Source organism: Winslowiella sp. 2C04 (genome assembly GCF_050037805.1).
GTDB classification, from domain to species: Bacteria; Pseudomonadota; Gammaproteobacteria; order Enterobacterales; family Enterobacteriaceae; genus Erwinia; species Erwinia toletana_A.
Window position 1 is genome coordinate 3,717,951 of the sequence record NZ_CP188300.1, and the last position, 19,976, is coordinate 3,737,926.

The 19,976-nt window shown below is 55.1% G+C and carries 19 protein-coding genes; 5 read left to right on the forward strand and 14 right to left on the reverse strand.

What is annotated here, in order from left to right; genetic code table 11:
* Nucleotides 1–384 precede the first annotated feature (384 nt).
* The 10 genes from ACP3TC_RS16885 to hpxU all read right to left on the reverse strand — a co-directional run bounded on the left by ACP3TC_RS16885 (nt 385) and on the right by hpxU (nt 9,079).
* Nucleotides 385–1,710, reverse strand: coding sequence for a nucleobase:cation symporter-2 family protein (locus ACP3TC_RS16885; protein ID WP_426816882.1), 1,326 nt, complete (start codon nt 1,708–1,710; stop codon nt 385–387).
* A 100-nt stretch (nt 1,711–1,810) separates the two neighbouring features.
* Nucleotides 1,811–2,146, reverse strand: coding sequence for a hydroxyisourate hydrolase (gene uraH / locus ACP3TC_RS16890; protein WP_426816883.1), 336 nt, complete (start codon nt 2,144–2,146; stop codon nt 1,811–1,813).
* The gene (uraD, locus tag ACP3TC_RS16895; RefSeq protein WP_426816884.1) at nt 2,143–2,637 is read right to left on the reverse strand and encodes a 2-oxo-4-hydroxy-4-carboxy-5-ureidoimidazoline decarboxylase; all 495 of its coding nucleotides are present in this window, start codon (nt 2,635–2,637) and stop codon (nt 2,143–2,145) included. The genes uraH and uraD overlap by 4 nt, the downstream gene beginning before the upstream one ends.
* Entirely contained in the window at nt 2,634–3,941 is a 1,308-nt protein-coding gene (gene hpxK, locus ACP3TC_RS16900) for an allantoate amidohydrolase (RefSeq protein WP_313855941.1), read from the reverse strand. The genes uraD and hpxK overlap by 4 nt, the downstream gene beginning before the upstream one ends.
* Nucleotides 3,941–5,179, reverse strand: a complete 1,239-nt coding sequence (locus tag ACP3TC_RS16905) for a pyridoxal-phosphate-dependent aminotransferase family protein (protein ID WP_313855940.1) — start codon at nt 5,177–5,179, stop codon at nt 3,941–3,943. The genes hpxK and ACP3TC_RS16905 overlap by 1 nt, the downstream gene beginning before the upstream one ends.
* A 31-nt stretch (nt 5,180–5,210) precedes the next feature.
* Nucleotides 5,211–5,948, reverse strand: coding sequence for an amino acid ABC transporter ATP-binding protein (locus ACP3TC_RS16910; protein WP_426816885.1), 738 nt, complete (start codon nt 5,946–5,948; stop codon nt 5,211–5,213).
* Nucleotides 5,929–6,588 (reverse strand): amino acid ABC transporter permease, encoded by a 660-nt coding sequence (locus ACP3TC_RS16915; protein WP_426816886.1) that lies wholly within the window; start codon nt 6,586–6,588, stop codon nt 5,929–5,931. Before ACP3TC_RS16915 ends, ACP3TC_RS16910 begins: the two co-directional genes overlap by 20 nt.
* On the reverse strand, nt 6,585–7,250 hold the full coding sequence (locus tag ACP3TC_RS16920; RefSeq protein WP_313855936.1) for an amino acid ABC transporter permease: 666 nt from the start codon (nt 7,248–7,250) through the stop codon (nt 6,585–6,587). Before ACP3TC_RS16920 ends, ACP3TC_RS16915 begins: the two co-directional genes overlap by 4 nt.
* Nucleotides 7,251–7,260: 10 nt before the next feature.
* Nucleotides 7,261–8,046: a transporter substrate-binding domain-containing protein gene (locus tag ACP3TC_RS16925; RefSeq protein ID WP_313857602.1), complete on the reverse strand. Its 786-nt coding sequence runs from the start codon at nt 8,044–8,046 to the stop codon at nt 7,261–7,263.
* Nucleotides 8,047–8,239: 193 nt separating this feature from the next.
* Entirely contained in the window at nt 8,240–9,079 is an 840-nt protein-coding gene (gene hpxU, locus ACP3TC_RS16930) for a MurR/RpiR family transcriptional regulator HpxU (RefSeq protein WP_426816887.1), read from the reverse strand.
* 140 nt (nt 9,080–9,219) lie between these two features.
* Between hpxU and ACP3TC_RS16935 the strand changes: the two genes are divergently transcribed.
* The 4 genes from ACP3TC_RS16935 to hpxZ are packed head-to-tail and all read left to right on the forward strand — an operon-like array spanning nt 9,220 to nt 12,783.
* Nucleotides 9,220–10,806, forward strand: coding sequence for a gamma-glutamyltransferase family protein (locus ACP3TC_RS16935; RefSeq protein ID WP_313855933.1), 1,587 nt, complete (start codon nt 9,220–9,222; stop codon nt 10,804–10,806).
* A 9-nt stretch (nt 10,807–10,815) separates the two neighbouring features.
* Nucleotides 10,816–11,004 (forward strand): oxalurate catabolism protein HpxX, encoded by a 189-nt coding sequence (gene hpxX / locus ACP3TC_RS16940; RefSeq protein WP_426816888.1) that lies wholly within the window; start codon nt 10,816–10,818, stop codon nt 11,002–11,004.
* Nucleotides 11,001–12,398, forward strand: a complete 1,398-nt coding sequence (locus tag ACP3TC_RS16945; protein WP_426816889.1) for an AtzE family amidohydrolase — start codon at nt 11,001–11,003, stop codon at nt 12,396–12,398. The genes hpxX and ACP3TC_RS16945 overlap by 4 nt, the downstream gene beginning before the upstream one ends.
* Nucleotide 12,399: 1 nt before the next feature.
* Nucleotides 12,400–12,783 carry an oxalurate catabolism protein HpxZ gene (hpxZ, locus tag ACP3TC_RS16950; protein ID WP_313855930.1) on the forward strand — a complete coding sequence of 128 codons (384 nt, stop codon included), beginning with the start codon at nt 12,400–12,402 and terminating at the stop codon, nt 12,781–12,783.
* 65 nt (nt 12,784–12,848) lie between these two features.
* Here the strand turns inward: hpxZ and puuE are convergent, their stop codons facing one another.
* From puuE to ACP3TC_RS16965, 3 genes are read right to left on the reverse strand one after another with little or no spacing between them, the layout of a single operon-like run.
* The gene (gene puuE / locus ACP3TC_RS16955; protein WP_426816890.1) at nt 12,849–13,802 is read right to left on the reverse strand and encodes an allantoinase PuuE; all 954 of its coding nucleotides are present in this window, start codon (nt 13,800–13,802) and stop codon (nt 12,849–12,851) included.
* A 35-nt stretch (nt 13,803–13,837) separates the two neighbouring features.
* Nucleotides 13,838–14,575, reverse strand: a complete 738-nt coding sequence (gene hpxA / locus ACP3TC_RS16960; RefSeq protein WP_390902529.1) for an allantoin racemase — start codon at nt 14,573–14,575, stop codon at nt 13,838–13,840.
* Nucleotides 14,576–14,577: 2 nt separating this feature from the next.
* A complete protein-coding gene (locus ACP3TC_RS16965; RefSeq protein WP_313855926.1) occupies nt 14,578–15,294 on the reverse strand; it encodes a GntR family transcriptional regulator in 717 nt (238 codons plus the stop codon).
* 145 nt (nt 15,295–15,439) lie between these two features.
* Between ACP3TC_RS16965 and ACP3TC_RS16970 the strand changes: the two genes are divergently transcribed.
* On the forward strand, nt 15,440–16,930 hold the full coding sequence (locus tag ACP3TC_RS16970) for an NCS1 family nucleobase:cation symporter-1 (RefSeq protein ID WP_426816891.1): 1,491 nt from the start codon (nt 15,440–15,442) through the stop codon (nt 16,928–16,930).
* Nucleotides 16,931–17,113: 183 nt separating this feature from the next.
* Here the strand turns inward: ACP3TC_RS16970 and ACP3TC_RS16975 are convergent, their stop codons facing one another.
* A complete protein-coding gene (locus tag ACP3TC_RS16975; RefSeq protein ID WP_426816892.1) occupies nt 17,114–19,963 on the reverse strand; it encodes an autotransporter outer membrane beta-barrel domain-containing protein in 2,850 nt (949 codons plus the stop codon).
* Between the last annotated feature and the right edge of the window lie 13 nt (nt 19,964–19,976).

A 19,976-nucleotide genomic window follows, 5' to 3' on the forward strand; every position in this document is an offset into this window, starting at 1 on the left:
AATAATGAATCACACTAAATATAAGGCTTATAGTTTATTACCATATTATATCACCGCGTGCTTTCCATTATTTCTTCCGCTGGTTTGGCCTGAATAACTTTTGCTACCGGGCAATTATGTCAACAAATTCGCCTGATGCAAATCAGCGATCCCCTTCTGTTAGCGGTACAGGCAACTAAGATAAATTATTATATCCACCTTAGTTTTCAATCAGAAAAGTGTCAGAGTGCCAGAAAAGGCCAGTAATAATGGACAGCAATTGGGGATAATAAAGCGATAAATTCCATATAGTGGAAAAATAGACTGAGATTTATTTAGCCATAACTATAACGGAGATGCGTAATGATCGGGGGAAAATTGATTTTTCGCCCCGGACAGTGTTAATTAAGAGCGTATGCTGATGGTCTCGCCGCGTTTCAGGCAGTTAAACAGGATATTCAGGCTGACAGAAACCAGGCAAGCGGCGCTGATGCCGGAATGTAATAACGTGCGCACCCACCCCGGAAACTGGTCATAAAATGCTGGCATCACGATAGGGATCATACCGAAGGCGATTGAGGTAGCGACAATGACCAGGTTCATATTATCTTTATAGTCGACTTTTGCCAGAGTACGAATACCACTGGCGGCCACGGTGCCAAACAGCACCACTCCAGCCCCACCCAGTACCGGCATCGGAATACAGGCCACCACCCGCCCCAGAACCGGCAGCAGACCAAGGATCACTAAAATAACTCCACCCGCCGCCACGACATAGCGGCTCTTGATACCGGTCATCGCCACCAGTCCGATATTCTGTGCAAAAGCGCTCTGCGGGAAAGAGTTAAACAGCGGCGCCAGCGCGCTGGTCAGCATGTCGGCGCGAAGCCCACTGGCTATCCGCTTACCATCGATATCGGTTTCGACAATTTCGCTGACGGCAATTAATCCGGCTGTGGTTTCGGTTAATAACACCAGCACGATCAGCAGCATCGACAGAATAGCGGCGAGATCAAATACCGGCAGGCCAAAACTCATCACGCCAGGCAGCGCGACAAAATCCCCCTGCATCACCGCCGAGAAATCGGTTTTGCCGCTGATAACCGCAAACAGCGTACCCACCAGCATCGCCAGTAATATCGCCAGCCGTTTTAGTCCGCCATTGCCGAGCTTATTCAGCAGCAGGATCACCGCCAGCGTCAGCGCCGCCAGGCCAATATTGGACGGTGCGCCCCAGTCGGCAGCTTTCGCATTGCCGCCCATCGCCCAACGCGCCGCAACCGGCATTAACGACAGGCCAATAATGGTGATCACCGTACCGGTCACCACCGGCGGAAAAAAACGAATGATATGGGCGAAGAACGGCGCAATCAGTAAGCCAATCAGCGAAGAAGCTATCACCGCACCAAATACCACCGGCAGCCCGCCGCCGCCGCTGACAATCGTCACCATGGTCGCCACACCGGCAAAAGAGACACCCTGCACCAGCGGCAGCCGCGAACCAAAGCCAGGCAGACCTAACGCTTGCAGCAGGGTGGCAAAGCCACTGACAAACAGCGCGGCGGTTACCAGCATGCCAATCTCGCTGGCATGCAGGCCAGCGGCGGAGCCAATGATCAGTGGCGGCGCAATAATGCCTCCGTACATGGTCAATACGTGTTGCAGTCCCCAGGCAAAAGTTTTTCCTGCCGGGTAACGCGTGTCTTCAGGCCTGACGGGAGTGAGACTCATGGTGGATGACCTCAACATAACTGTAGGGGAGCGTTTCCGACTCCCGTTGCGATGATTAGCACGCGCGGCGAGAATGCCACCGCTGGACTGATAATCGATTTCAGGAACCGCGATAAGTGGACCACGACCACGGTGAAATCAGAAACGGCAGATGGTAGTGGTTGCCGCTTGCCGGGATAACGAAATCAATTTGCGCGCTGATATACAACGCATCACGCCCGCTGGCGGTGAAGTAGTTGCCGATTGCCGCCGTCAGCCGATAATGCCCCGCGGCCAGTGGCTCAGGCGTTAACGCATTAATGCGTCCATCGCTGTCGGTCTGTCCCTGCGCCAGAGACTGCCAGCCGTCTGCGCACTGTTTCTCCAGCAAAATGGCCACGCCGCTGGCTGGTTTGCCGAGCGCAGTATCAAGGACGTGTGTGGTAATCGTGCTCATTGGAAAATCTCCCGAAGACGCAGCTGAGTGATTTCTCGCAGCTGGATTAGCGCTTCCTGCTGCTCCTGCAAGGGTTCATTCGCCAGTCGACGCTGCAGTTCTGCCAGCATCTGCTCGCCAGTACGCCCTTTGGCACGAATCAGAAACACCTGACCAAAGCGCTGTTCATAGGCGGCATTACCGCTGCGCAACGCCTGTTGCAGTTGCAGATTGTGATGATTGACCGATGACTGCTCCTGGCGAGACAGCGCGGCCTCTTTGCCTTCGCCTTTGGCACGCTCGCCAATGCGAGGATGGGCCGAAAGTGCCTCAAGCAGGTCGGCGCTGTTCCAGCGGCTGGCAAGCGCATCGGCATAATCCAGTAACGCATCCAGTGAAGCATAAGGACGAGCGGCCAGCAGTGCGCTGCTCCAGCCGGGAATCGCGACGCAGTGGGCGATTGCGGCGTGGGCATCGGCGGCGTTAAATTGGTTAAATTGGTCGAGTGTCATCTGTTCTCCTGATGCAAATTTCCGGCACTGGCGCGGAGAACATCGCCTTGACAGGCCACATTGTGAACCACTTGCAGATAGGCCTGGACCGCTTTGGCAACATCACTGCTGGTAACCGATTCTGCCGGATGGTGGCTGATACCGCGATCGCAACGCACAAACAGCATGCCGACCGGCCAGCGTTCGGCTATCGCAATCGCATCGTGCCCGGCTCCGCTCGGCAGCGATAAACTGCGGCCCTGCACCTGCGTTACCGCCTGGGTTATTGTCGACTGCAGCCCAGCGTCGCAGCGGGTAGCGCCAATACGGTAATACTCTTCGGCATGAAACTTTAGCCCACGACGCAGCGCAATAGCCTCCGCCTGCGTCAGCAGAGCAGACAGCAGTTCCGCCAGCGGCTGGTCTTCCGGCCCGCGCACATCCAGCGTCAGATCAACCTCACCCGGAATAACATTGACCGCGCCAGGCGAGCACTGCAGGCTACCGACGGTCGCCACCAGCTGCGGATGATGTTCTGGCGTGCTGGTTTCGATATACAGCATCCACTCGGCGGCGGCGGCCAGCGCATCTTTGCGCTGATTCATCGGCACGGTGCCGGCGTGACCCGCTTCGCCAGTAAAGCGGCAGTTTAGCCGGCGCGCACCGTTAATGGCGGTGACCACACCTAATGCCAGATCGGCTTGTTCCAGACATGGCCCCTGCTCAATGTGCAGCTCCAGATAGGCAACGATTGCATTCACATCACGCGCCGCTTGCGAAATATTCGCAGCATTCAGCCCGACATCAGCCAGCGCTTCAGCCACGGTAATACTGTTGCCGTCCGGATGTGACACCCAGCTTTGCGGCCAGCTGCCGGTGATGCCACGACTGCCGAGCAGGGTAATGCCAAAGCGCGTGCCCTCTTCATCACCAAAACCGACAATCTCAATCGCCAGCGGTAAACGCAGCTGGTGTTGATGCAGATACTGAACGGTTTCGATGGCGGTCAGCACGCCAAGCATGCCGTCGTAACGGCCAGCATTACGCACCGTATCAAGATGCGAGCCCAGCAGCAGCGCGGGGGCGCCGGCTTCCGCCGCTTCGTAACGACCGCAAATATTGCCGACGCTGTCCTGCCAGACCTGCATGCCCGCTGCCTTCATCCACTCACCCACCAGCGCGTTGGCACGCATATGCTCCGGCGACAGGTAGACGCGCGTTAGCTTACCGGTGCTCTCGCTGATTTCGGCCAACGCATCGCAGCGCGCCATTACCCGACTGGCCGCCAGCCCGGCGTCGCTTGCATTCATCAGGCAGTCACTCATCAGCGGCTCCCGTTACTGTAGCTATCCCATGCTGCCTGCATTGCCGCACCCTGGGTGGTGTTAAAGCCGAGGTGATTCAGCACCGCTTCCAGCGCCGCCAGCGTTTGCAATACGCAATCCTTGCGCGCGTTATAACCCATGGTGCCGATGCGCCACACTTTACCCACCAGCGGACCAAACGAAGTGCCGATCTCAATGCCGAAATCTTCCAGCATCAGCTTACGAGCCAGATCGCCATTCACCCCTTGTGGAATGACTACGCCCAGCACGTTATTCATCTTGTGCGACAGATCGCCAAAGGTTTCCAGCCCCATGCCCTGAATACCGGCCAGCATCGCATCACCATGCAATTTATGGCGGGCAATACCGTTATCCAGCCCTTCCTGCAGGATTAATCGTGCACACTCACGGGCGCCGAACAGCGCGGTGGTGGCTTCGGTATGGTGATTAAGACGTTCCGGCCCCCAGTAATCCATGATCATGCCGAGATCAAAATAGTTGGACCAGATCATCTCATCGTCGCCATTCTGATGGTCGGCGGTGCGGATCCCCTCCTCGACGCATTTACGTTTGCGGATCACCGCTTCCATCTGCGGACTGAGGGTGATCGGCGAGGTGCCCGACGGGCCACCCAGACATTTCTGCATTCCGGCCGATACCGCATCCAGCCCCCAGGCATCGGTTTCCAGCGGATTACCACCGAATGATGCGGTGGCATCGGTATAAAACAGCACGTCATATTTGCGGCAGATCTCACCGAGATTTTCCAGCGGCTGCAGCATGGTAGTTGAGGTATCACCCTGCACTGTCAGCAGCAGACGCGGGCGCACGCGCTTAATCGCATCTTCAATCTGATCCGGGGTAAACACTTCTCCCCACGGAACTTCGATGGTGTGCACTTCCGCGCGGCAGCGGCGGGCAATTTCACACAGCAGATGGCCAAAACGGCCAAATACCGGCACCAGCACCTTGTCACCTGGCCGGATCGCCGACAGCAGAATCGCTTCGATACCGGCACGCGAAGTCCCATCAATCAGCAGCGTCCATGGGTTCTCGGTGCGGAATACCGCGCGATACAGCGCCATCACTTCATTCATATAGTGAGTCATCGCCGGGTCATACTGGCCAATCAGTTGGCTCGACATCGCACGCAGCACGCGGGGATCGGCATTGATCGGGCCTGGCCCCATCAGCAGTCGCTGTGGCGGATTGATTTGTGGGTAGTGAGTGATGTCCATATTAGGTTCCTTATTGAATGTTCCTGATGCGTTAGCTCAGACCGCGCACCGAGGAGATAAACTGTTTTAATTCGGCTGTCTGTGGATCAGCGAAAACCTTACGGCTGTCGCCCTGCTCCCATACCCGCCCCTGGTGCATAAACACCACGCGATCGCCGACTTCGCGGGCAAAATTCATTTCGTGCGTGACCAGAATCAGCGTCATGCCCTCTTTCGCCAGCTGCTCCAGCACCTTAAGCACTTCACCGACCAGTTCAGGATCCAGCGCGGAGGTAATTTCATCACACAGCAGTACCTTCGGCGTCATCGCCAGCGCCCGGGCAATCGCCACTCGCTGCTGCTGACCACCGGATAAATTGGCCGGGTAGTAATCGATACGGTCGCCAAGACCGACCTTTTCCAGCATCTGCACCGCCAGCTGGCGACACTCGTCCGGGCGCTTTTTCAGTACCCGACGCGGCGCCAGCATCACGTTTTCCAGTGCGGTCATATGCGGAAACAGGTTAAAACTCTGGAATACCATGCCGACTGAACGGCTGATTTCGCGCGCCTGCGAATCCCGGTCGCTAATGGTGATGCCACCCAGCTTGATGCTGCCTTCCTGATAACCTTCCAGCCCGTTGATGCAGCGCAGCAGCGTGCTTTTACCTGAACCACTACGGCCAATAATCGAGATCACCTCACCCATTTCGATATCCAGATCCACGCCTTTTAACACGTGGTTCTGCCCGTAATATTTCTGCACCTGATTAATGGTGATGAGCGGCATTAAATTTCTTCTCCAGATACTGGCTGTAGCGAGACAGCGGATAACACATCAGGAAGTAGCCCAGCGCCACCAACCCGAAGACTTTAAATGGCTGATACGTCACGTTGTTCAGGATGGTTCCGGCTTTGGTCAGCTCGATAAAACCGATAATCGACGCCAGCGCGGTGCCTTTAATCACCTGCACCGCAAAGCCGACGGTCGGCGCAATGCCAATTCGCACCGCCTGCGGCGCAATCACCCGAAACAGTGTCTGACCAAAACTCAGCCCGAGACAGCGCGAGGCTTCCCACTGACATTTTGGTAGCGCCTTAATGCTGCCGTACCAGATATCAAGCAGAAACGCGCTGGTATACAGCGTCAGTGCCAGCGAGGCGGCGGTCCACGGCGACACATCAATGCCAAACAGTGCCACACCAAAAAACGCCAGAAACAGCTGCATCAGCAGCGGCGTGCCCTGAAACAGTTCAACGTAGCCGCGAATAATACGCAGCGGCCAGCGGCGACCGGTTAAACGCACCAGCAGCAGCGGTATGGTCACCAGCGTGCCGCCAATAAAAGCTGTCAGTGACAGCAGGATGGTCCAGCGCGCTGCCAGCAGCAGATTGCGCAGGATGTCCCAGTCGGTAAAAGTGGTCATCATGGCTGCTCTCCAAACCATTTACGCCCTGCGGCCAGCAGTATCTGACGCATGGCAATCGACAGCGCCAGATACATCAGCGTGGCGACCAGGTAGACTTCAAAACTTAAAAAGGTCCGCGACTGAATCAGGTTCGCGGAAAAGGTCAGCTCTTCATAGGAGACCTGCGACACCACTGACGAGCCGAGCATCACGATAATGCACTGGCTGACCAGCGCCGGATAAATGCGTTTTAGCGACGGCGGCAGCACCACGCGAAAAAAAGTCTGCGAGCGGCTGAGGCCCAGAACGCGTCCGGCTTCCCACTGCCCTTTTGGCGTCACCTGAATGCCTGCGCGAATAATCTCGGTACTGTAGGCGCCAAGATTAATCAGCATCGCCAGCAGCGCGGCCTCGCCAGCGGTGAGTTTCACCCCCATATTCGGCAGGCCAAAAACGATAAAAAACAGCTGAACCACAAACGGGGTATTGCGAATCAGCTCTACGTACAGCCCCCAGATACGGCTCAGCCAGCAAGGTTTGCCGCTGCGCAGCGCCGCGCCGAAAATGCCCAGCCCAACGCCGCCGATAGTTGCCAGCACGGTGAGCTGGATGGTCACCCACAGACCGGACAGCAGTTCCGGCCAGTAGGGCCACAGCGCGGCAAAGTCGAGTTGTCCGATCATCTTCCCGTCCTTACGCGCCTAAGTTGGCTGGCAGAGGGGCTTTCAGCCACAGTTCCGACATGCCATTCAACGTCTTATCTGCTTCTGCCTGCTCAATCAGCGCGTTAATTTTCTCTTTCAGCGCCGGCTGGTTTTTACGCAGGCCGATAAAACACGGGGAATCCTTCAACATAAATTTCGCCACCGGCGCTTTATCCGCGTTCTGGCGTGAAATTGCGGCAACCACCAGGTTCCCGGTCGCGACATACTGCACCTGGCCAGAGAGATAAGCGGACAGCGTGGTATTGTTATCTTCGTAACGTTTAACCTGTGCCTGCTTCGGTGCCACTTCGCTTAACACCATATCTTCCACCGCGCCGCGGGTAACGCCGATCGACTTGCCGTTCAGCTCAGCAGCATCTTTCAGCGCGGTATCTTTCGGGCCAAACACCCCGAGGAAGAACGGTGCATAAGCGCGGGTGAAATCGATCACTCTTTCACGCTCAGCGTTTTTTCCCATGCTGGAGATCACCAGGTCGACTTTGTCAGTCTGCAAATACGGCACGCGGTTGGCACTGGTAACCGGTACCAGCTGCAACTTAAGTTTCATCTGCTTTGCGAGGTATTTCGCCATATCGATGTCGTAGCCCTGCGGCTGTAAATCAGTACCGACTGAACCAAACGGCGGGAAATCCTGCGGCACTGCTACGCGCAGTACGCCGCGTTTCTGGATGTCCTGCAACTGATCGGCCATTACCTGCGTGACCTGACTTAACATCAGCGCTGCGCCCATTGCCGCCATCAATACTTTTTTCATCATCATACCCCGGTTAGTTAATCATGAAACAAAAGATTCTTGTAAATGCATTCTGCAACTAATGTGCCAACGACGCAGCGACGGCAGGATTTAGCTAACCAGCAGATTTAGATGAAGAGTAAGTAAGGAAATACGCAGAAAAGCTAACGGAAGAATGAACCAAAAAGAGGCAAGGCACCAAAATGGTGCCCTGTTATCGTTGTTCCAGCTCGTCCATGTGCTGATAAAGGTCGGCAATCTGATGGATGCGCTGACGTCCCTGCGACAATAATTCGTGCAGCAAGGCGTTGGCCAGCAGGTTGACCACGCTCATCGCCGAACCGTAACTGTCGAAGGCGGAAACGCTGTCCAGCGAGGCGCACAGCTGCCAGCGGGACAGCGCAATTACACCCTGCGCCTGCGGTTCACATATCAGCAATACCGGAATATTATCCTGCTGTAATTGCTGCAGCATCGGCTTGATAATGCGCGGACGGCGGCGAAATGCCACCACCATCACCACATCCTGCGGCGTAATATCCACCAGCTCTTCCGCTAGTGTCTGCCCCGGCTGAGGTAGCAGATACACCTGCGAACGCGCCTGTATCAGCTGCTGACGCAGGTGCAATGCCACCGGATAGGCATTACGCAGGCCGACAATAAATATCCGCTTACCCTGCGCCAGGGCCTGCACAATTTCACCAAACTGTGTCGCATCAATACTGTTAACCCACTGCGTCAGATTGGCCATCTCCTGCTTATAGTGGCGGGCTAACAGCGTATTGCCCTGCACCGCATCACGATTATCGGTTAACGGCATGCCGCTCTGACGTAAAGTGCGCAGTTCATCACGCATATCTTTATATTTTTCATAGCCTAACCGTTTAAACAACCGGCTGACGGTGGCTTTCGATACCCCGCTGAGACGCGCCAGTTCCGCACTGTTATAGCTGATAAGATCGTCAAAATGATCAAAGACAAAGTCCGCAATGCGCTGCTCCTGCGGCGACAACTGCGGGTAATGGCTTTTCAGGCGTTCATCAAGCTGTTTCATGGCGATCTCTTGTAACTTTCGTTTCACTGAACATAGCATACTCCAAATCAGCCTCAGCGCCGCTGACGAAAAATTTGGAAAACTGGAACATCTCTTGCTTCACTGTAGCTCTCTGTTATCCGAAAAAAAAAGAGCCACAGATGATTCAAAGTAATATGGCCCCGCTGGGTATGGCGGTGGCACCTCACCATCTGGCGAGTGAAAGTGCACTGGCGGTGCTGCGCGAAGGCGGCAATGCCATTGAAGCAATGGTTGCCGCTGCCGCGACTATCGCCGTCGTTTACCCGCATATGAATGGCCTCGGCGGTGACGGCTTCTGGCTGATTATGCCACCCAAAGGCGAGCCGATAGCCATTGATGCCAGTGGCGCGGCCGGATCGCTGGCACACTTCGATTACTACAGCGATGAAAAAGTCATTCCGCATCGCGGTCCTAAAGCGGCGCTGACGGTGGCCGGTACCGTTAGCGGCTGGGCGGAAGCGCTGAAGCTGTCGAAAGAGCTGGGCGGTGCGCAACAGCCGGTTGCCCGACTGCTGGCCGATGCGATTCGCTATGCCGCCGACGGTATTCCGGTTACCCAGTCGCAGGCCTCGGCCACGCAGAGCAAATTGAGCGAACTGGTCAATCAACCGGGTTTTGCCCGCACCTTTTTGCCTGACGGTGAAGCACCACGCGCCGGCAGTCGTTTTACTCAGCCGGATCTGGCGAATACGCTTAGTGCGCTGACCCTCGACGGGCTGGACAGCTTCTACCGTGGCCCACTGGCCACTAAGCTGGCGCTGGAGATGTCGCGGCTCGGCATGCCGATCACGCTGGAAGATCTGCACAACCATCAGGCGAAGCGCCGTACGCCGCTGCGCGTTTCACATCAGCAGGGCGAAATCTACAATATGACGCCGCCGACTCAGGGACTGGTATCGCTGGCAATCCTTGGCATCACCGATCGGCTGAATATGGCCGAAGCCGATGATGCGCAAACCGTACATCGCATTGTTGAAGCCACCAAACTGGCATTCAGCCTGCGCGATCAATACATCACCGATCCGCGCCATATCACTGAAGAGATGCAGTCGCTGCTGGATGCCGATCGCCTCGCCACCATGGCGGCGCAAGTTGACGACGCTAAAGCCGCGCCGTGGGGAACCGGGCGCGGGCCGGGCGATACGGTGTGGATGGGGGTAATGGACAGCAGCGGGCTGGCGGTGTCATTTATTCAGAGTATCTATCACGAATTTGGCAGCGGTGTGGTGTTGCCGGATACCGGTATTACCTGGCAAAACCGTGGTGCGGCCTTTAGCCTGCAACCCGATCATCTGCTGGCACTGGCACCGGGAAAACAGCCTTTCCATACCCTTAATCCGGCGGCAGCCAGGCTGCATGATGGTCGCACGCTGGTGTATGGCTCAATGGGCGGCGACGGTCAGCCGCAAACTCAGGCGGCAATTTTTAATCGTCACGTGGTGCAGGGCTTACCGCTCCAGCAGGCGATCAGCGCACCGCGCTGGCTGCTGGGCCGCACCTGGGGGCAGGCATCCGACTCGTTGAAACTGGAGGGCCGCTTTTCCGCTGAAACCGTCGCTACCCTGCGCGCACTGGGCCATGAAGTGGAAATTCTGCCGGATTTCAGTGAAGCCGTCGGCCATGCGGGCGCCATTGTGCGGCATAACAACGGCATGCTGGAGGGGGCATTCGACCCACGCAGCAACGGCAGCGCTGCCGGTTTTTAACAGGAGAAGATGATGACGAGTACCTCTGACTGGGCCGCTTATCTGGCGCAAATGGAACAGCTGCTGGCGCTGGAACTGGACGATGCACGCCGTGCCGAGCTGCACAGCCAATTCAGTCGTATTGCCGCGATGTCGGCACCGCTGATGGCTTATCCCCTCGACGATCGACTGGAAGTGGCGGGAGTTTATCAGGCATGAATCTGGCAGAACTGAGCATTGCTCAACTCCAAAACGCGCTGACGAGCGGCGATCTCAGCGCGCGTGAAATTGCTCAACATACGCTGAGCGCAATTGAACAGCACAATCCGGCACTTAACGCCTGGACGGAAATCACCGCCGACCGCATGTGGCAGGAAGCCGATGTTATCGACAGGCAGCGCCGTAACGGTCAGCCGTTACCGCCACTGGCGGCGGTGCCGTATGCGGTTAAAAATCTGTTTGATGTCGCGGGTTACAGCACGCTGGCTGGAGCCAGCCTGTTCCGCGATCGCCCTGCGGCGCGAGAGGATGCCTGGGCAGTGAACAAACTGGCACAATCTGGCGCAATGCTTTCTGGCATGCTGAATATGGATGCCTACGCTTACGGTTTTACCACCGAAAATAGCCACTACGGTGCGACGCGCAATCCGCGTGATCTCACCCGGATCGCCGGAGGCTCGTCGGGTGGTTCAGCCGCAGCAGTGGCTGCCGGACTGGTGCATTTCTCGCTCGGCACGGATACTAATGGTTCAATCAGAGTCCCTGCCTCACTGTGTGGCGTTCTGGGGTTGAAACCGACCTTTGGCCGCCTGTCGCGCAGCGGCAGCCATCCGTTTGTTGCCAGCCTCGATCATATTGGCCCGTTTGCCCGCAGCACGGCAGACCTGGCATTGGTCTATGACGCCTTACAGGGTCACGATCCCGCTGATGCTTTCCAGGCCAATCAGCCGCCGCAACCGACACTGGCCGCACTGAACAAAGGGCTGGACGGATTGCGCTGCGGCGTGCTCGGCGGCTATTTCCAGCAGTGGTGTAATGACGATGCCCGCAGCGCAGTGGCGACGGCGGCACGCGCACTGAACGCCAGTGATGAGGTGACATTCGCCGATGCCGAAATCGCCCGCTCTTCCGCGTTTCTGATTAGCGCGTCGGAAGGCGGTAATCATTATCTACCGGCACTGCGTGCCACCCCGGAACGCTTTGAGCCACTATCACGCGAACGCCTGCTGGCTGGCGCCATGATCCCGGCCGCCTGGTATATTCAGGCCCAACGTTTCCGCCGTCATTTCCAGCAGCAGGTCCTGCCGCTGTTTGCACAATTTGATGTGCTGATTGCCCCCGCTACGCCCTGCAGCGCCACCACTATTGGCCAGGAGACGATGCATATCAACGGGACAGATCTGCCAACGCGTGCCAGCATGGGCATGCTGACGCAGCCGATCTCCTTCCTCGGCTTGCCGGTCACTACCGTACCGCTGCAAACCGCCGGGGGATTACCGATTGGTCTGCAGCTGATTGCCGCACCGTTTAAAGAAGAGATGGCTCTGCGCGCCGCACGTGCGCTGGAACAGCAGGGTCTGGTTATCGCAAAAGCCGCTACAGTGAGCAGATAAAATGAAGAGTGAAGAGATTAACCGTCCGGCGGTTGTCGCCGAAGTCACCGCGGCATTTTACCGTTATGAACAGGCGCTGGTTGGCAATGATACGGCAGTGCTGGATGAACTGTTCTGGCACGACGACCGCACCGTGCGGCTGGGTGCCGGTGAGAATTTATACGGGATTGAGCAGATCCGCGCTTTTCGCGCCGCGCGTCCCTCCGCCGGTCTGGATCGTCAGTTACGCAATACGGTCATCACCACCTTTGGTGAAGATTACGCGGTGTGCAGTACCGAATTTACCCGCGTGGGTAGCGACAAGATTGGTCGCCAGCAGCAGAGTTGGGTGAAGTTACCCGCTGGCTGGCGGATTGTGGCGGCACAGGTGAGTTTAATGACCTAACGAAGCTACCCGGGTCTTCACCGTAACGGGCGGCAAAAGGGTTAAGCCGCCCGTATAAGTTTCCGCTACGCCACCGGATGCGTTTTAATCCAGTGCTCAGCAATCTGCTGGCGGGTACAGATCCACACCTTCTCATGCTGCTGGATGTAATCGAGAAAGCGCTGTAACGCTCTGAATCGCCCAGGACGTCCCAACAAGCGGCAGTGCATACCGATAGACATCATTTTCGGTGCGCTCTCGCCCTCTTCATACAGCACGTCAAAGCTGTCTTTCAGATAGGTATAAAACTGCTCGGTGTTATTAAAGCCCTGCGGCGTCGCAAAGCGCATATCGTTCGTTTCCAGCGTGTAGGGAATGATCAGATGGGGTTTCACTGAACCGTCCTGACAGGTCACCTGCGTCCAGAACGGCAGATCGTCGCCATAATAGTCGCTGTCATAAGTAAAACCGCCCTGCTCAACCACCAGCCGCCGGGTGTTAGGACTGTCACGGCCGGTATACCAGCCAGTCGGCGCTTTACCGAACAAATCGGTTAACACATCAATCGCCTGCTGCATATGCTGGCGCTCGCTTTTGGCATCCATTGCCTGATAGTGGATCCAGCGCCAGCCGTGGCTGACCACATCGTAATCAGCCTGTTTGATGGCCTCGACGATTTCCGGGTGGCGCGCCAGCGCCATCGCCACGCCAAAAACACTCAGCGGCAAACCACGTTTCTGGAACTCATTATGAATACGCCAGAAGCCGGCGCGTGAGCCGTATTCATACAGCGAATCCATTGACATATGCCGTTCGGGATAGCTGGCCGCGCCAATAATATCTGATAAAAACTGCTCCGATCCGGCATCACCGTGCAGCACATTATTTTCCGCGCCCTCTTCATAATTGAGGACAAACTGCACCGCAATACGCGCCTCGCCCGGCCATGCCGCGTGCGGTGGCTTACCGGCATATCCTCGCAGGTCGCGCGGATAGTTTATATTGAAGCTATATTCTTTCTTTTCTACCGCATCATTCATTATCAGATTTCCTGTCGTCGAGCCGAATCATCCACTCAGTTAAGATGCTGAAAAGCACCGGTTGCGGCTTTTTTCCTCGGGTAGTCGAGGTCGCCATACTTGCTGGTTGATAACCCCAGCGCCACCAGCGATTCAACCATTTTTACCGCTGCGCCGACGCCATCGATAACCGGCAGTCCCAGCTCGTGCGTCAGCTCCTGCGCCAGCGTGGCCATACCGCCGCATCCCAGCACGATGGCACCACTGCCGTCTTCGCGTTTTGCCTGTATACAACGCGCGCGAACTTTCTCTTGTGCAATTCCGCTGCCATCTTCCAGCGCCAGCACCGGTAAATCGATCGCATGCAGCGCTGCGCAGTGATGTTCAAAGCCATACTGGCGCAATAAATGACGGGCAATCACCAGCGTGCGCGGTAAGGTGGTGACGATCGAGAAGCGTGTGGCGACCAGCGTTGCCATATGCATTGCGGCTTCCGCAATACCCACCACCGGCCCACAGGCCAGTTCACGTGCAGCCAACAGCCCCGGATCGCCGAAGCAGGCAATCACATGGCCACTGACGCCCTGTTCACGCCCCAGTTTGATCTGTTCCAGCACGCCAACCGTGGCAATCGCTTCATCGAAATGGCCCTCAATCGAAGGCAGCCCGTGCGAAGGAGACACCGCAACAATTTCAGTATTGGCAGCCGCTACCGCACGCGCCGCCACGGCAATGGTTTCCGTCATTGCCAGGCTGGTATTGGGGTTAATCACCTGAATAATCTGTTTTTGCATCATTAACGCGCCCCCTGCGCAGTAAAAAGGCGGACGAAGTCCGGTAAAGTTTCACCACTGCGTTCAAAGTGCAGGCTTGCCACAATATGGGCGAAATGTTGCTGTAAAGCCTCGGTTAGCGGCTGAAGCGCTCTTTTACGCAGCAGATCAACCAGTTTCTGATGATCGTTACAGCGGCATCCTTGCTGCCAGGGCGCACCGTATGCGGCGACCACTAAAGACGAACGCTGGGTCAGTCGCGTCACCATTTCGGCCAGCACCTGATTGCCGGAAATGGCCTGCAACTGAATATGAAAAGCCGCCGAAAGGCGAATAGCCGCCGGGCCATCATGATCCTCATGTGCCTGCTGCTCCTGGTGTATCAGCTTTTCCAGTGCCGCCAGGTGAGGTGGCTGACAATGCTCCAGCACGAAGGGCAAATTGGCACACTCAATAATTGAGCGACTGCGAAAGATATCCTGCGCCTCTTCGACCGTCGGCGTCGCCACCTGTGCACCACGTTTGGGCGTCAGGGTGATCATTTGCACCGCCGCGAGGCGTTGCAGCACTTTGCGAATCCCGGTGCGACTGACGCCAAACACCTCCGACAGCGCCTCTTCCGGTAATTTGCTGCCTGGCGGCAGCTGATGCTCAACAATCGCCGTCATCAATGCCTGATAGATCGGCTCATCTTTATCATTCAGGTCTGAAGCGGTTTTCAGGCCGTTTTCACTCTTCATTACCGACTCCGGTTAATGTCATTGAATACAGGAATCGTATACATGAAATACAATTGTTGTATACAACAAATCAATTTCTGGCCTGATTCCTGCAATGCCTCATTAACGCAGTTTGTTATTGAATGAATTGAGAGGAGCAGGTTTCATGCCAAATAGTCAACGTGTTAACCCGGCGTCGGCAACCGAAGCCCACGCCAGCTACAGTCCACGGCTGTGTAACGAGGATCTGGCCCCGACGCGCAATCAGAGCTGGAGCTGGTACAACATCTTTTCCTTCTGGATGTCGGATGTACACAGTATGGGAGGCTATGTGGTCGCCGCCAGCTTCTTCACTCTTGGGCTGGCCAGCTGGCAGGTACTGCTTTGTCTGCTGGTCGGCATTTGTATCGTCCAGCTTTGTGCCAATCTGGTGGCGAAACCGAGTCAGATGGCTGGCGTACCCTATGCGGTGATTTGTCGGCAGGCATTTGGCGTATTTGGCGCCAATATTCCGGCGGTGATTCGCGGCCTGATCGCGTTTGCCTGGTACGGCATTCAGACCTGGCTGGCGGCCAATGCGCTGATGCTGGTGCTGCTGAAGTTCTGGCCAGCGCTGACGCCAATGACCCAAAGCGCCTGGCTCGGGCTGTCGCAACTTGGCTGGATCTGCTTTGGCATTATGTGGCTGCTACAGGCGATGGTGTTCTGGCATGGAATGAACGCGATTAAACGCTTTATCGATGTCGCCGGCCCGGCGGTGTATGTGGTGATGGTGGCACTGGCGGGCTGGATTGTGTACCAGACTGGCTTCGAGGGTATCTCCTTTACGCTGGCGAGCAAGCAACTGAGCATCGGCGAACAGAGTTGGCAAATGCTGACCGCTACGGCACTGGTGGTCTCTTACTTCTCCGGCCCGCTGCTTAACTTTGGTGACTTCGCGCGCTACGGCAAAAGCATGGGTGAAATTCGCCGCGGTAACCGCTGGGGGTTACCGTTTAACTTCCTGCTGTTTTCGCTGGTGACGGTCGTGATTGTCTCGGGAACTCAGTCACTGTTTGGCAAAATGATCACCGATCCTATCGAAACCGTCAGTATGGTGGGTAACGATCTGGCAGTGGCAATTGGCCTGCTGACAATGATCACTGCCACCATCGGCATTAACATCGTGGCGAATTTCGTCTCTCCGGCTTTTGATTTCTCAAACTGTTCGCCGCAGAAAATCAGCTTCCGTACCGGCGGCATGATTGCGGCGGTCGGTTCGGTACTGTTGACCCCGTGGAACCTGTTCCAGTCACCTGAGCTGATTCACTACACGCTGGACGTGCTGGGGGCGTTTATCGGGCCGCTGTTTGGAATTTTGCTGGTAGATTTCTATCTGATTAAGCGCGGAACCATTTCGACAGATGACCTGTTTGATGCGACGCCAAAAGGCAAATATTGGTATCGCGGAGGCTTTAACCCGAAAGCGATTGCGGCGCTGCTGCCGGCGGTGGCTATTGGCCTGGCGATCAGCTTTACGCCATCGCTGCATGCAGTCGCCAACTTTAGCTGGTTTATTGGCGTGCTGTTAAGCGGGATTTGCTATCGCTGGATTGCACGTGATGAACGTGCGCCGGTATCGGGCTTAGGCGCTAAGATGATATTGCAGAAGGACTGAAACGACGAAAGCCTGATTCATTTCTGAATCAGGCCTTTTGAATGTTGGCGGAACGAACTTCTGTGTGAAACAGGGGGCGCATAACGAAGATAAACGCCACTGCCCCCGTTAACAAAAGACGTCCGCAGAAGTCTTGGGTAAGCGACCGTTTTGCTTATGCATAAATGGCCGCTTTACGGTGTATCAGAAGCTATATTTGACTCCCAGCATGGCGGCATTATCGCTATAGCCTTTGTCGCCAATGCGGGTTCCAACATTACCCCAGATATTCAGATTGTTGGTGACGGTTCCCTCAACGCCCACGCGGACTTCTCCCATATTACGCGCACCAGCCTGATTAACCGTGCGATCATCCATCCGGGCAGCAAAGGTTTCCGTATTATGTATCCAGTTCGCCTCAATAAAAGGCTGGAACAAACGATCGCGCTGCGCATCCTGGCTGGCGCGGCCGCTCAGGTAAGTTTTTACCCCTAACCGGGTCTGCACATTACCATCGCCTTCGCTTTTTACCTGCGTGCCATTCATTTCAGTATGATTTTTGGCTTTTACACCCATCCACATAATCTGTGCCTGAGGCTGAACATACCAGCTTCGTTCAGTACCAGTGGACGGTGTAAAGTCACGAATTTTTAACGTATAACCGGTTTCAACGGAGGCCGTGATACCTCTGGAATGATAGTATTCCGAGGACAATCCATCGCCTTTAACCGAGTTGTCGAACCAGTTATATTGGAGCCATGTATCAACGTACATGCCGGTTTTAGTTTGCGCATCGGCATACCAGGTACTGTACAGCCCTGCGCTATAACCATTAACGCTGCCTTTGGAGCCATAGCCGGTCAGCGAAGAGTGCGTTCTGCTTTTGCTGTTCGCGTAGCCCACCATAGCGCCTAGGCTCAGACTGTCTGAACCGTTGAGCGTCCATTTTCCAAGATTGCCCCCTAACTGCAGAACATAACGGTTACTTTGCGTTTTCAGCTGACCCGAACCGCTGCGCCAGCGATTATGTCCCCCTTCATTGCGCATCCACAACGAGGTGGTTTTTTGTTCGCCGGTAAGCAGATCGCGATAATGCGTTTCGCCACTGCGATCTTCAAGCCGCGTGTTGAACAAAGTATTTGCGGCCGCAATATTCGCAATGTAGCTGCCGGCCTCCGGACGCTCCCGGCTCACTGACGGCGCAGGATCTACCGGCGGGGTAGACGGTTCGCTCGGTTTTTCCGGTTCCACCGGCGTAGTCGGGTCAGCAGGATCCGTCGGGTTGCTCGGTTCAACAGGATCTGTCGGGGCCGGGGTGCTCGGATCAACAGGGTCTGTCGGGGCAACCGGCGTGTTGTCTTTGCTGGTCAAATACCAGTTACCGCTGTTATTAGCCGCTTTTACCAGAGAGTAATCATAAGCCCCGGCGACAATCCTTCCCCCCTGAGTAAATTGCGCGTCAGAGATGCCGTCGACGGTAATAACATTAAGTCCCTCAATGGTTTGCGCGCCATGACCGCCAATATTGTTAATATAAACGGCGCTTTCACCCGCGGCGTTTCCGGCTATGTGAAGCTTGTCAGTTGTCGAGCTATCGTCGTTGAGCACGCTATTCATCATAATCTGTGAACCGCTGTAGCCCGTATAATTGCCATTGATGGTCAGCGTATTGCCAACGCTGCGCTCGGATGAGGCTAATGAGAGTAACCCGTAATTAGCGATATCGCCGTTAAGCGTGCTATGTACCGGGTCATCATTTTGGCTAACGAGCTGTATACGACCACGGTTAGTAATATCGCCAGTGATATCAGAGCCGTTATAAAAACTGACACGACCAGATTCTTCGTTGATAAATTCACTATTCTGAATATCGATACTGCTGTTTTCACTAATCAGCATCTCCGCGCTGTTAGTCACATCCATACTGGCTTTATTGGTGCCGTTCAGAGTAATGGTGCCGGTGTTTTCTACGGCCCCACCGGTTATAACTACGTTGCTGAGCGTAAGTGCACCGGCATTTTCCATCCTGGTGTCCGTCATATTTACGGTAGCATCAGACAATAAGAAATCACCGTCGTTATTGACAGTTGAATTATCAAGATTAATGTCGCCAGCGAGGTCGAAAGTGCCACTATTTTTGATTGTTGAACCGGTCAGATTCAGAATGCTGGTACCGTAGATGTTGCCCTGATTATTCACATCAGAGCCACTTAAATCTATATCCCCGGAAAGATTGAATTGGCCATCATTATTGAGCGTGATGTTCTGCGCGGTTGTCCCGACAGTATCGGCGCAAACGCTGCTATTGCAGTCACCGATAGTAAATGTCGCATCCGCCCCATTGTTAATTACTGAGTCGGAGATATTATTGCCGAGCGCCGTCAGGGATGCACCGTTAAGGTTGTCGATCGTTACGCCGACGGCATTGTTGTGATAGATATCCATACGCGAGCTGTCGTTGATCAAACCAGCGCCGTTTACCGCATTACCGTCAATAACCATCGTGCTCTGATTTTTGTTGGTTATAGTCGCATCATTCGCATAGTTATTTTTCAATAAAATAAAGGCGTTATCATTGTCAATGATGGCCCCGGAAGCGCTGTTACTGTCGACCAAAAGCGTCGCCCCGTCAGTGGCCGCCAGAGAGATATAGTTCGCGTTATTTTTATAAAAAACGATGGTGGTATTACTGCCGCCGGCAGAAATCGCAGAGCGGTCCTCAGGCGTAGAGATTAAGTTATTTCCCTCGAAGTTGTAGGCCTGAGGCGAAGTAATGCTTTCAGCATTAAAATTATCTCTGTAACTGGATGCCTCCTCGCCAATGGTGCTGTAAACAGGAATCGGGTTTTGCACCGTGCTATTTGGACCAATTAACGAACCGTTTTCATAATCGATATAGGGATTGGTATCATTAAATTTGTCAGGATAATTAAAACCCGTATTATCCGCGTCAGGCGTTTCATTTCCGTATCCATCCAGATCGGCAGCGACTGTGGTAGAAACATAAAAACTGGAAATGATAAATAGCGTTAATATATTTTTCCTAAACTTCATACATAATTCCTTT